This window comes from Pseudoflavonifractor sp. (assembly GCF_050943825.1).
Classification (GTDB): Bacteria; Bacillota; Clostridia; order Oscillospirales; family Oscillospiraceae; genus Pseudoflavonifractor.
Window position 1 is genome coordinate 17,552 of record NZ_JBMNPX010000027.1, and the last position, 11,498, is coordinate 29,049.

13 protein-coding genes are annotated in these 11,498 nt (G+C 63.4%); 2 read left to right on the forward strand and 11 right to left on the reverse strand.

Translation table 11 applies throughout. From position 1 onward, the window contains the following. Positions 1-14: 14 nt before the first annotated feature. Entirely contained in the window at positions 15-677 is a 663-nt protein-coding gene (locus ACOX7T_RS14160; protein WP_433443921.1) for a Crp/Fnr family transcriptional regulator, read from the reverse strand. Positions 678-813: 136 nt separating this feature from the next. Between ACOX7T_RS14160 and ACOX7T_RS14165 the strand changes: the two genes are divergently transcribed. Both ACOX7T_RS14165 and ACOX7T_RS14170 read left to right on the forward strand, forming a co-directional pair. Then, positions 814-1,014: a hypothetical protein gene (locus ACOX7T_RS14165; protein ID WP_433443923.1), complete on the forward strand. Its 201-nt coding sequence runs from the start codon at positions 814-816 to the stop codon at positions 1,012-1,014. Between the two features lie 190 nt (positions 1,015-1,204). Further along, complete coding sequence (locus ACOX7T_RS14170; RefSeq protein WP_433443925.1) at positions 1,205-2,308, forward strand: LCP family protein; 1,104 nt, start codon at positions 1,205-1,207, stop codon at positions 2,306-2,308. 56 nt (positions 2,309-2,364) lie between these two features. Here ACOX7T_RS14170 and ribF read toward each other — a convergent pair whose 3' ends face one another. The 10 genes from ribF to rimP form a co-directional block, all read right to left on the reverse strand. Continuing rightward, positions 2,365-3,270: a riboflavin biosynthesis protein RibF gene (ribF, locus tag ACOX7T_RS14175; protein WP_433443927.1), complete on the reverse strand. Its 906-nt coding sequence runs from the start codon at positions 3,268-3,270 to the stop codon at positions 2,365-2,367. 3 nt (positions 3,271-3,273) lie between these two features. Continuing rightward, a complete protein-coding gene (gene truB, locus ACOX7T_RS14180) occupies positions 3,274-4,143 on the reverse strand; it encodes a tRNA pseudouridine(55) synthase TruB (RefSeq protein ID WP_433443929.1) in 870 nt (289 codons plus the stop codon). A 10-nt stretch (positions 4,144-4,153) separates the two neighbouring features. Continuing rightward, the gene (locus ACOX7T_RS14185; protein WP_433443931.1) at positions 4,154-5,101 is read right to left on the reverse strand and encodes a DHH family phosphoesterase; all 948 of its coding nucleotides are present in this window, start codon (positions 5,099-5,101) and stop codon (positions 4,154-4,156) included. A 6-nt stretch (positions 5,102-5,107) separates the two neighbouring features. Continuing rightward, on the reverse strand, positions 5,108-5,497 hold the full coding sequence (gene rbfA / locus ACOX7T_RS14190; RefSeq protein ID WP_148317176.1) for a 30S ribosome-binding factor RbfA: 390 nt from the start codon (positions 5,495-5,497) through the stop codon (positions 5,108-5,110). Positions 5,498-5,548: 51 nt separating this feature from the next. After that, positions 5,549-5,959 carry a hypothetical protein gene (locus ACOX7T_RS14195; RefSeq protein WP_433443934.1) on the reverse strand — a complete coding sequence of 137 codons (411 nt, stop codon included), beginning with the start codon at positions 5,957-5,959 and terminating at the stop codon, positions 5,549-5,551. A 295-nt stretch (positions 5,960-6,254) separates the two neighbouring features. Further along, positions 6,255-8,651, reverse strand: a complete 2,397-nt coding sequence (gene infB / locus ACOX7T_RS14200) for a translation initiation factor IF-2 (protein WP_433443936.1) — start codon at positions 8,649-8,651, stop codon at positions 6,255-6,257. A gap of 126 nt (positions 8,652-8,777) precedes the next feature. After that, positions 8,778-9,368 (reverse strand): L7Ae/L30e/S12e/Gadd45 family ribosomal protein, encoded by a 591-nt coding sequence (locus ACOX7T_RS14205; RefSeq protein ID WP_433443938.1) that lies wholly within the window; start codon positions 9,366-9,368, stop codon positions 8,778-8,780. Further along, the gene (gene rnpM / locus ACOX7T_RS14210) at positions 9,361-9,633 is read right to left on the reverse strand and encodes an RNase P modulator RnpM (RefSeq protein ID WP_294547840.1); all 273 of its coding nucleotides are present in this window, start codon (positions 9,631-9,633) and stop codon (positions 9,361-9,363) included. The genes ACOX7T_RS14205 and rnpM overlap by 8 nt, the downstream gene beginning before the upstream one ends. Before the next feature lie 43 nt (positions 9,634-9,676). Further along, positions 9,677-10,870: a transcription termination factor NusA gene (nusA, locus tag ACOX7T_RS14215; RefSeq protein ID WP_433443940.1), complete on the reverse strand. Its 1,194-nt coding sequence runs from the start codon at positions 10,868-10,870 to the stop codon at positions 9,677-9,679. Positions 10,871-10,916: 46 nt separating this feature from the next. After that, complete coding sequence (gene rimP / locus ACOX7T_RS14220) at positions 10,917-11,372, reverse strand: ribosome maturation factor RimP (RefSeq protein ID WP_433443942.1); 456 nt, start codon at positions 11,370-11,372, stop codon at positions 10,917-10,919. Positions 11,373-11,498 lie beyond the last annotated feature (126 nt).

Genomic DNA, 11,498 nt, shown 5'->3' on the forward strand with positions numbered 1-11,498 from the left:
TGAAATAGGATGGTTCACAGTGTTGGTTCCAGCAGCTCCGGTCTGAGCACCCGGATGGCCTTCCCCTCCCGCTTGATGGCGCCCCGGTCCTCCAGGGCATCCAGGGCACGGTACAGGGAGGCACGGCTCACATTGAGCCGTCCGGCCAGGCCGGTGAGGGAGCAGTCTAGGGGTACCAGACCGTCCTGGGCCTGGGCGCGGAGGAAGCAGGAGAGCCGCTCTTCCGCCGTTCCGGCCACCAGGCTGTTGATCTTCTGCTCCAGAAAGCGGATACGGCCGGAGAGGTAGCGGATGTACTGCCGGGCCAAGGCGGGAGAGGCGGCCATCAGCTCCTCCACCAGCTCCTGGGGCAGGAGCAGCAGGCGGCAGGAGGTGCGGGCGGTGAGCTGGGCGGCGTAGTCCGTGCGGTCGTTGAAGAGGGCGGCCGCGCCGAACAGGTCTCCCGGCTCCAGCACGCTGACAATCAGCTCCCCCTTGCGCACCTCAACCTTGCCGGAGAGCACCGCCCCCAGGCTGTGGGAGAAGGCGTGGGGGGTGTAGATGGTCTCACCACGGGCAGCTTCCGCCAGGGTGGAACGCCGGTCGGCGGCCGCCCGGAGCACCAGGGTTTCGGGCAGTCCCTGGAAGAGCGGCGTACTGGCCAGCAGGGCCAGCTCGGACCGGTCCAGCTCCGCCATAGACGCCACCTCCAAAAACTGTCTCATTTGATACAGTTTTCAGAATACCGTGTTTTTGGGGAAAAGTCAAGCACCTTTCGGCGCAGCAAGGGAGGAGGACGCATAGAATGGGGGCAGAGAAATGGAGGTAATGCAGATGGCAGAATGCAGGTACCGGGCCCAGTGCCGGGGCTCCGGGCGCTCCTCCGCCCGGAGCGAGCGGACCATGGAGCGCCTGGAGAACATGCCCATGAACCGATACATCAATCCCAATACCATGATCACCCGTACACCGGGCGGCTGCTGCGGCCGGGGAGAGGAGCAGGCCTGCTGGAGCAGCTGGTGGAGCTGTCGGTGAGCCAGAATCAGCTGTTGGTGGATTTGTTGGGGGCGGTCAACGCCCTGACGGCGGCGCTGCTGGCCAAGCTGTGACAGAGGAACTTAAAATAATGTAAAGAACCGCAACTTTTCCTTGCTCCCGACGGTCTGATCCGATATAATATCGATTGTTGACATAACGCAAAAGAAAACGGGAGTGACGATATCCCATGGCGGGAGCACGGAAGAAAAAGAAGAAACGGAGGGGCTCACCTCTGGGCAGGGCGCTGCGCACCCTTTACGCCACAGTCGTGGTGCTCTCCGCGATCATTGTGACCACCTACGCGCTGTTCCAGATTCTTGTCCCCGCACCCACGGTGGAGCAGCCGCCGGCGCCCACTGCTAGCGCGTCGGAAAACCCCACCGACAACCCGGATACGCCGGATGTTGACGAGAGCACGGCCTCGCCCAGTCAGCAGACGCTGGAGCGGAAGGACCAGTTCTATACCTTCCTCCTGGCCGCCAGCGATCAGGTCAGCGGTAACTCGGACACCATCATGGTGGCCTCCTATGACGTGCCCAACCAGAAGGTGGCGCTGGTGTCCATCCCCCGGGACACCCTGGTCAACGGCAAGTACGGCAGCCACAGGTACTACAAGATCAACGGCGCCTATTCCTACGGCGGCATTGACGAGCTGCGGGCTGTGGTGGCCGATATGCTGGGCATCCCCATTGACTTCTATGTGACGGTGGACCTGAAGGCATTTGTGGAAATTGTGGACGCGGTGGGCGGCGTGGATTTCTATGTCCCCGTGGACATGAACTACGACGCTGACGACCAGAACCTCCACATCCACTACGACAAGGGCATGCACTACGGCCTTACCGGCCAGCAGGTGCTGGAGATTGCCCGCTGCCGCAAGAACTCCGACGGACCGGGTACCTATCCCGAAAACACCTACGATGTGTACGCCGGCAGCGGTACCAACCGGGAGCAGACCCAGCGGGAGCTGATGGTGGCCATCGCCCGCAAGCTGATCTCCTGGAACAGCATCCCCAAGATCACGGAGTTTGCCGAGATTGTGGGGGAGAACGTAAAGACCAACATGTCGGCCAGTGACCTGGCCTTCTTCGCCACCCGGGGCATCTACGTGGATATCGACAACAATGTCACCACCACCATCTTCCCCGGCAACGGCGAGGTGAGCTATAAGGGCTGGAACTGGTGCTGGCAGTACTACCCCGAGGAGTCCCTGGAGATTATCAACACTTACCTGAATCCCTACACCACCGATATCACCATGGACATGACCAACATGTTCCAGGTCCAATGACAAAAAAGAAGCGCGTCCGTCTGTACAGCAGACGGACGCGTTTTTTGATGCGTTTATCAGGGATGGGTGGCAAAGTATTCCCGGGTCTGCTCGGCATTGCGCATGACCTCATCCCGCAGTGCCTCCAGGCTGGGGAACTTGCGTTCTCCACGGAGATGGCGGTAGAACTCCATCCGGATGGTCTGGCCGTACAGGTCCCCGTCAAAATCCAGGATAAAGCCCTCCACATTGACGGAGCCGTGGTCATCCACCGTGGGGCGGACGCCGATGTTGGTCACCGCCGGACGGCTGTCGCCGTTTTCAAAGCACACCCGGGTGGCGTACACGCCACGGGCGGGAATCAGTACCCCGGGGGCGAAGTGGAGGTTTACCGTGGGGAAGCCCAGGGTGGTGCCCAGCTTTTTCCCGTGAGCCACTGTGTCGGTCAGGGTGTGGGGGTGGCCCAGGAAGTAGTTGGCCCGCTCCATCTCACCCTGAGCCAGCAGGGTGCGGATGTAGGTGGAGGAAATGGTGATGCCGTCCAGCTCCACCTTGGGAATGATGTCGCATCCGATGTCCATTTCGGCGCATACGGTCCTCAGCCGATCCGGATTGCCCTCGCCCTTGTAGCCAAAGTGGAAGTCGTGGCCCGCCACCAGGTAGACGGCGCCGTTCTCCCGGATGAGGAAGTCGGTGACAAAATCCCGCCAGGGCATGTGCATCATCCGGTCGTCAAAGTGGGCGATGATGACCTCCTGAATGCCGTAGTACCGGCGCATCAGCTCGGCCCGGTCCAGGGGGGAACTGATGAGGGGCATGGGGCTGCCGATGATCAGGTTTTCCGGATGGGTGTCAAAGGTGACGGCGGCGGGGGTTGCCCCCATCTCATGGGCTACCTGGGCCACCCGGCTCAGCAGGGCGCCGTGGCCCCGGTGCACGCCGTCAAAAAAGCCCAGAGCGATGACCCGTTTCTTCTGCTCCATTACTTACACCTCGAAAAAGCTCTTGATAGTGGTGAGACGACCGTCCTGGACCTGGCAGAGGGCCAGGAATTCCTGGGACTGGCTGTAAACTCGGTACTCCCCGTCGGGCAGACCAGGCGCGGGGAGGGAGGCGCCGTTGCGCACCTTTTTCTCCGGCTCAGGTTTCAGAATGAGGATGGGCCTTCCGGCAAAATAGGCGTCCACCGGCAGCAGCAGGCTCTGGGGGTCCTCGGCGGAGAGCAGGTCGTCCAGGGTGACGGCCTGGTCCAGGGAGAACCCGGCGGCCTCGGTGCGGCGGAGGGAGTACATGCACCCGCCGCAGCCTAGAGCCTGACCGATGTCGTGGCAGAGGGTGCGGACGTAGGTGCCCTTGGAGCACTGGACCCGCAGCAGGTAGTCGGCAGGACCGGTCTGGTCCACCACTTCAAGACCGTAGATGGTCACAGGGCGGGGCTCACGCTCCACCTCCTGACCCTTCCGGGCCAGCTCGTAGAGCTTCTTGCCGTCCCGCTTGATGGCGGAATACATGGGGGGAATCTGGAGGATGTCTCCACGGAAGGAGGCCAGTGCGGCCTCCAGGGCGGCCCGGTCGACGGACACGGGCTTCTCCTCCAGCACTGTGCCCGAGGTGTCCTGGGTATTGGTCACAACGCCCAGACGCAGCCCGGCCACATATTCCTTGCCGCCCTCAGCGGCGAATTCCACCGCCCGGGTGGCGCGGCCCAAAAAGACGGGCAGCACCCCGGTGGCCATGGGGTCCAGGGTTCCGGCGTGGCCCACCCGGCGCTCATGGAGCACGCCCCGGATCTTGGCGCACACATCCATGCTTGTCCAACCGGCAGGCTTGTCAATTACAATAATTCCGTTTGCCATTCTGGCCTCCTCAGCCCTGCTGAATCTGGCGGATGGCGTCCAGAATGGCGGCCTTGGCGTCGGCCACAGTGCCCACCACCGAGCACCCGGCGGCAGCGGCGTGGCCGCCGCCCCCCAGCAGAGCACACACCGCCGAGGCATTGAGCCCGGCGGAGGTCCGGACGGAGAGTTTGCACTCGCCGGAACGCAGCTCCCGGATGGTGACGGCGGTCTCCACGCCCTCAATCTGTCCGGCGAAGGCGGCGATGTCCTCGGCGTCCTCCTCGTGGGCGTCCAGGGCCTTCATCATGTCCAGCGTGACGGCGGCGATAGCGATGGTGCCGTTGTCAAAGAGGTCCATGCCCTCGGTGATCATGCTCTCCAGCCGCAGCCGCTTGAAGCTCTTGGTGCGGAAATGCCGCTTGTTGACGCTCCGGTAGTCGATGCCGGTGTCCAGCAGGTCGGCGGCCACCCGGTGGGTGGCGGAGGTGGTGTTGCTGTACACAAAGCAGCCCGTGTCGGTGGACACAGCCAGGTACAGGGGCAGGGCGGCAGTGGGGGAGACGGGGCCCCACTGGCGGATGATGTCGTAGATGAGCTCGCCGCAGGCGGCCCGGCCAGGGTCCACGCAGTTTTCCTTGCCAAAGCCCTCGTTGGAGCCGTGGTGGTCGATGGCCAGGTCCACGCCCTTTTCCAGCCAGCACTTGGCGTTGTCGGGGAAGAGCCCACGGCTGGCGATATCTACACTGACCACAAAGTCGGGAGAGAAGCCCTCGGGGGACAGATAGCCCTCCAGATAGGGGGTAAAGAGGGCGGTGGCGTCGGCGTTAGGGAGAACCCAGGCGGTCTTGCCCAGCTCCCGCAGGGCGGCGCACAGGCCCACGGCGCAGCCGATGGTATCCCCGTCGGGGCGGCGGTGGGTGAGAATGAGGATATTGTCCTGACGCTTCAGCAGTTCAGCGGCCTCAGTATAGGTCATGGGGAATCACTCCTCACTGTCCAGATTGATGTGGGCGTTGGCGGGATTGGCGGGCTTGACCACCTCGGGGTCCCGGAGCATGCTCAGGATGTGAGCGCCCTGGGCCATGGAGTCGTCCTTCTCAAAGATGAGCTCCGGGGTGTACCGCAGGGAGAGGGCGGCGCCCAGCTCCCGGCGCAGGTAGCCTGCGGCGGACTTAAGGCCCTTGACCACCTCGTTGACGTCGCTCTTGTCCAGTACGCTGACGTGGATCTTGGCGTACCGCAGGTCGGTGGTGGTGTCCACCGCCGTGATGGAGACCAGACCGTGGACTCTGGGGTCCTTCACCGTGCGGATGAGGCCGGAGAGCTCACGCTGGATTTCTTCGTTGATGCGTCCGATTCGATTGCTCGCCATAATCGGATCTCCTTTCAAATCAGTAGGCAGAGCGCTTGAAAGCGCTCTGCGTTATATTGTGATGGTCAGGCAGGTCTGGGAATGCTCCTCCAGCTGCTCCAGAGTGTCCTGCTCTAGGGCAGAGAGAGGCCCGGAGAAGCGGCGGATTCTGTGCTTCTCGCCGCCCACCCAGAGATGCCACAGCTCCACGGTTTCCCCGCGGGCGCAGTTTTGCTCCAGATAAGCCCGCAGATGTGCGGCGTCCTCCGCGGTGGGAGCCAGATTCAGCTCGTACCGGCAGGGCTGCATGTCTAGGCCCAGGTCGTCCACCGCACAGCGGTAGTATTCATGGGGCTGAACGGAGAAGCCGTCCTCCTCCACTGTGACGACTGTGGTTCCGGCCTTCGCGGTACGGAGGCGTCGGAGGCCGGAATCATAGAGGGGCAGGGGGTGGGAAGCGGCCAGAAGATACACGCAGCTCATGGGACCTCCTGTTCATAAGCAAAGCAGGACGGGCGAAAACGCCCGCCCTGCTTTTGGGGTCTGTAAATAATAGGATTATACCTCAATCTGCTCCACCGCAGCGTTAAGAAAATTTGCCGGTGGCAAATTTTTAGCGTAGGCCGGGCCGGCTATGCCGGACCGGGGGAACCCCGCAAGAAGTGGAATTATACCTCAATCTGCTCCACCGCAGCGTTAAGAAAATTTGCCGGTGGCAAATTTTTAGCGTAGGCCGGGCCGGCTATGCCGGACCGGGGGAACCCCGCAAGAAGTAGAGTTATACCTCAATCTGCTCCATGATAAAGGCTTCGATGACGTCGCCCTGCTTGATGTCCTGGAACTTCTCGAAGGTGATACCGCACTCGTAGCCCTGGGCGACCTCCTTCACGCTGTCCTTGAAGCGCTGGAGGGAGGCGATGGAGCCGTCGTAGATGACGATATTGTCCCGCAGGAGGCGCATCTGGGCGCCGCGCTGCATCTTGCCGTTGGTGACGTAGCAGCCGGCGACCATGCCCACGCCGGTGATACGGAATACCTCGCGGACCTCGGCCTGACCCAGGAAGACCTCCTTGAACTTGGGGGCCAGCATGCCCTTCATGGCGGTCTGGATCTCCTCGATGCAGTCGTAGATGACGCGGTACATCCGCATATCCACCTTGTTGCGGGCGGCGGTGTCCTTGGCGTTGTTGTCGGGACGGACGTTGAAGCCCACGATGATGGCGTTGGAGGTGGTGGCCAGCATGACGTCGCTCTCGCTGATGGCGCCGACGGCGCAGTGGATGACGCGGACACGGACCTCCTCATTGGAGAGCTTCTCCAGGGAGGACTTCACGGCCTCGGCGGAGCCCTGGACGTCGGCCTTGACGATGACGTTCAGGTCCTTGATCTCGCCCTGCTGGATCTGGCTGAACAGATCGTCCAGGCTGACCTTCTGCTTCACGCCGCCGGAAGCGGCCATCTTCTGGTCGTGCTTGCGCTGCTCCACCAGCTCACGGGCCATACGCTCGTCGGCCACGGCGTGGAAGTCGTCGCCGGCGCCGGGCACCTCGCCCATACCGATGATCTCAACAGGCACGGAGGGGCCGGCCTCGGTGAGCTTCTCGCCCCGGGCGTTGGTCATGGCGCGGACACGGCCGACAGCAGTGCCGGCGATGATGATATCGCCCTGCTTCAGGGTGCCGTTCTGCACCAGCAGGGTGGCCACGGGGCCGCGGCCCTTGTCCAGACGGGCCTCGATGACGGCGCCGTGGGCGGTACGGTTGGGGTTGGCCTTCAGCTCCTGCATCTCGGCGGTCAGGATGACCATGTCCAGCAGGTTGTCGATGCCGTCACCGGTCTTGGCGGAGATGGGGCAGATGATGGTCTCGCCGCCCCACTCCTCGGGCACCAGCTCGTAGTTGGTGAGCTGCTCCTTGATGCGCTCGGGGTTGGCGGTGGGCTTATCCATCTTGTTGATGGCCACGATGATGGGGATGCCGGCGGCCTTGGCGTGGTTGATGGACTCCACGGTCTGGGGCATGATGCCGTCGTCGGCGGCAACCACCAGGATGGCCACGTCGGTGATCATGGCGCCGCGGGCACGCATGGCGGTGAAGGCCTCGTGGCCGGGGGTGTCCAGGAAGGTGATGGGCTTGCCCTGGACGTCCACCTGGTAGGCGCCGATGTGCTGGGTGATGCCGCCGGCCTCACCGGCAGCCACGTGGGAGTTACGGATATAGTCCAGCAGGGAGGTCTTGCCGTGGTCGACGTGGCCCATGACCACAACCACGGGGGCGCGGGGCACCAGATCCTCTTCCTTGTCCTCGGCGGTGTCGATGAGCTTCTCCTCGATGGTGACGATGACTTCCTTCTCCACCTTGCAGCCCATCTCCTCGGCGATGATGGCGGCGGTGTCGAAGTCGATGATGTCGCTCAGGGAGGCCATGACGCCGTTCTTGATCAGGCACTTGACCACCTCGGCGCCGGTCTTCTTCATCCGGCTGGCCAGCTCGCCCACGCCGATCTCGTCGGGGATCTTGACCACGGTGGGGTGCTTCTTGGCGATCTCGGCCTGGAGCCGGCGCATCTTCTCCTGCTCCTCAGCGCGGCGCTTGCTGCCCTGGAAGCTGTTGTTCCGGCGCTGGTTGCGGCCCTGGAACTTCTGCTTGCCGCCGCCCTGCTGCTGGCGCTCGGAGGTGAAGGACTCCAGGCGCTCGTCGTACTTCTCCAGGTTCACGTTGCCGCTCTTGCGGGTGTCCACCACCTTCTTCTCGGGGACGCGGGTGGCGGGCCGCTGCTCGGCCTGGGGCTGCTGGGGCTGGGCCTGCTGCTGAGGCCGCTGCTGGTTCTGATTCTGGTTCTGCTGGGGGGCGGGCCGCTGGGCCTGCTGCTGGGGAGCCTGAGCCTTGGGGGTCTCCTTGGGCTTGGCCTGCTGGGCGGGCGCAGCCTTGGGGGCCTCGGCCTTCTTGGGCTCGTGGTACACATCGGCATAAATGCTCTCGATGCTGTCCACCTGGTTGTGCTGGGTCAGATACTCAAAGATGATGGACAGCTCCCTGTCCTCCAGCACCTGCATATGGTTCTTGGGCGTGGTTGCGTACTTGGTGAGGATATCGGCGATATCCTTGGAGTTCATTTTGAAGTCCTTCGCAACCTCATGCACACGGTATTTGTTCAGCAAATGAGCCACCTCCATTGTGGAGCCTGCACCAATAGGAAAACGCAGGCAGGGTTTTCCTGCGCTTTCTTATTGGAACAAGCTCTCTGCTCGAAACGGATACGTTCTCTATGGGAAACCGCCGCAAGGGCGGGAAAATCTTGTTCATGACTGGGGCTTGGAGTCCTGGCGGGACCGGATTTTGACGGTGAACTTGCCTCTGGGACCCTTGGGCCGGGGGGAGCCGCTTATGGGCAGCCTGCGGACAGAGTCGGGGACCTGCTGCTCCTTGGCGGGCTTGGCTTTCTGCTCCTTGGGGGGAGCGGCCCAGGGCTTGCGCTTGCCCTCACGGAGATTTTTCTCGTGCTGGCGCTGCTCCTTCTGCCGCTGGAGGGCCTTTTGGGCCTTAGTGTCCAGGGCGGCGGCCAGGTCGCCGTACTGCTCCGGATTCAGGGCGGAGAGCTTGGCGGCCAGGGAAGAGGCGAAGCCGATATCGGTGACGGCCACCAGGGCGCAGGAGCTGCGGCCCACGGTGCCGCCCAGCTCCTCCTTGGTGAAGGGCAGCTCCGCCCAGGGCACAGCGCCTGCCTCGGCGAAATGGGCACAGCGGCGGCGGGTGTTGGCGGCGGCGTCGCTGGCCACCAGCAGGAGCTTGGCGTGGCGGGCGCGGGCGGCCGCGCCCACCGGCTCCTCGCCCACCTCCAGCCGTCCGGCCTTTTTGCTCAGGCCGATGAGGGAGAGAATGGCGTTAGACATCGGGGGCCTCCTTCATCTGCGCCTCCAGGGCCTCCCACACCTCGTCGGGCATGGGGGCGGAGAAGGCGCGCTCCAGCGCCCTGGCCTTCCGGGCCTTTTTCAGGCACTCGGGGCTGGGGCAGACGTAAGCGCCGCGGCCGGGCTTTTTGCCCTTGAAGTCCAGGGAGACCTCGCCCTCGGGGGAGCGGACCACCCGGATCAGCTCCTTCTTGGGCTTCATCTCCCGGCAGCCCAGGCACTGGCGCAGGGGAATTTTTTTGGGCATGGGACAGGCGCCCCCTTTCCATGGGAAAAATCAGAGAGTGGGATTACACGTCCAGGGACTCGTCGCCGGCCTCAGCGGCGTCAGCGGTCTCGTCGGCCACATCGTCCACCAGCACCTCGTCGGTCTCCTCGTCCTCGTCGCCGCCGGGGTTGGAGGCGGGCTTGATGTCGATCTTGAAGCCGGTGAGCTTGGCGGCCAGGCGGGCGTTCTGGCCCTCCTTGCCGATAGCCAGGGAGAGCTGGTCGTCGGGCACCACCACGCGGCAGCTCTTGCCGTCGTCCAGGGTGGTGACGCTGATGACGTCAGCGGGGGAGAGGGCGGCGGCCACGTACTCGGCGGGGTCCTCGGAGTACTTGATGATGTCCACCTTCTCGCCCTTGAGCTCCTCCACAATGTTGTTCACGCGCTGGCCCCGGGGACCCACGCAGGCGCCAATGGGGTCCACGTTGGGGTCAGCGGACCAGACGGCCAGCTTGGTGCGGCTGCCGGCCTCGCGGGCAATGGACTTGACCTCCACGGTGCCGTCGTAGATCTCGGGCACCTCCAGCTCGAACAGGCGCTTGACCAGTCCGGGGTGGGTGCGGGAGATGAGGACCTGGGGGCCCTTGGTGGAGCGGCGGACCTCCACCACATACACCTTCAGCCGGTCGCCCTCGCGGAAGGTTTCGCCCCGGACCTGCTCGCCGGCGGCCAGGAAGGCGTCGGTGGCCTCGTTGCCGGAGCCGATGCGCAGGCTGGCGGAGCCGGAGCGGGGGTCGATGCGGGTGACCACGCCGGTGAGCAGCTCGTGCTCCTTGGAGCTGAACTCATCATAGATCATGCCCCGCTCAGCCTCGCGCATACCCTGGATGATGACCTGACGGGCGGTCTGGGCGGCAATACGGCCGAAATCCTTGGTCTTGACCTCCATGCGGACCACGTCGCCCAGCTGGATGTGGGGCAGGCGCGTCCGGGCCTCCTCCAGGCTGATCTCGGTGTAGGGATTGTCGACGGTCTCCACCACGTCCTTCTTGACGAACATGCGGACCTCGCCCTTTTCTTCGTTGGTGTCCACCACAATGTTGTCCCCGGCGCCCTCATGGTCCCGCTTGTAGGCGCTGATCAGGGCCTGGGTGATCTTCTCCAGCATGTAGCCCTTGGGAATACCCTTCTCCTGCTCGATCATGCTGATGGCAGCGAAAAACTCCTTGCCGTCCAGCTCATTGCTCTTCTGAGCCTTTGCATTTCTCTTAGCCATAATCCTTCATCAAACTCCTTATAGCATTACGGATTCCCGGCGGGAATCAAACACGGACGTACAGCCGCACCTGGGCCACGTCCTTCTTGGGGAAGGTCACAGCTCCCGTGGGGAGCTCTACCGTCACATCACCGTTCTCATAACCTCTCAGGAGGCCCACATGGTCCTTCCGGCCCTCCACGGGGCGGTAGAGGCGGACCTCCACCTCGGAGCCCAGGAAGGCGTCGAAGTGCTCCGGGTGCCGGAGCACCCGGTCAATGCCTGCGGAGGAGACCTCCAGGGTGTAGCTGCCCTCGATGGGGTCGGCCTCGTCCAGGGCGTCGGACAGGGGCCGGGACACGGCCTCGCAGTCGTCGATGGTCACGCCGCCCTCCTTGTCCAGATAGACCCGGAGAAACCAGGTACCCGCCTCACGCACATACTCCACATCCCAGATGCTGCAGCCGTTTTCAGCCGCGATGGGCTGGGCCAGTGCACGGACCAGCTCGGTGACTTTCGCCATATAGGAGCCTCCTTCGGTACAAGATGTCAGAAAAAACCAAACCGGTTTTTTTCAATAATAAAGAGCGGAGCAAAGCCCCACTCTCACCATACTACCTCTACTATCATACGCAGTATACCACGGAAC

Coding starts and splice junctions, on each gene's coding strand:
- ACOX7T_RS14160 (WP_433443921.1), bottom strand. CDS start 677: ATGGCGGAGCTGGACCGGTCCGAGCTGGCCCTGCTGGCCAGTACGCCG.
- ACOX7T_RS14165 (WP_433443923.1), top strand. CDS start 814: ATGGCAGAATGCAGGTACCGGGCCCAGTGCCGGGGCTCCGGGCGCTCC.
- ACOX7T_RS14170 (WP_433443925.1), top strand. CDS start 1,205: ATGGCGGGAGCACGGAAGAAAAAGAAGAAACGGAGGGGCTCACCTCTG.
- ribF (WP_433443927.1), bottom strand. CDS start 3,270: ATGGAGCAGAAGAAACGGGTCATCGCTCTGGGCTTTTTTGACGGCGTG.
- truB (WP_433443929.1), bottom strand. CDS start 4,143: ATGGCAAACGGAATTATTGTAATTGACAAGCCTGCCGGTTGGACAAGC.
- ACOX7T_RS14185 (WP_433443931.1), bottom strand. CDS start 5,101: ATGACCTATACTGAGGCCGCTGAACTGCTGAAGCGTCAGGACAATATC.
- rbfA (WP_148317176.1), bottom strand. CDS start 5,497: ATGGCGAGCAATCGAATCGGACGCATCAACGAAGAAATCCAGCGTGAG.
- ACOX7T_RS14195 (WP_433443934.1), bottom strand. CDS start 5,959: ATGAGCTGCGTGTATCTTCTGGCCGCTTCCCACCCCCTGCCCCTCTAT.
- infB (WP_433443936.1), bottom strand. CDS start 8,651: ATGGAGGTGGCTCATTTGCTGAACAAATACCGTGTGCATGAGGTTGCG.
- ACOX7T_RS14205 (WP_433443938.1), bottom strand. CDS start 9,368: ATGTCTAACGCCATTCTCTCCCTCATCGGCCTGAGCAAAAAGGCCGGA.
- rnpM (WP_294547840.1), bottom strand. CDS start 9,633: ATGCCCAAAAAAATTCCCCTGCGCCAGTGCCTGGGCTGCCGGGAGATG.
- nusA (WP_433443940.1), bottom strand. CDS start 10,870: ATGGCTAAGAGAAATGCAAAGGCTCAGAAGAGCAATGAGCTGGACGGC.
- rimP (WP_433443942.1), bottom strand. CDS start 11,372: ATGGCGAAAGTCACCGAGCTGGTCCGTGCACTGGCCCAGCCCATCGCG.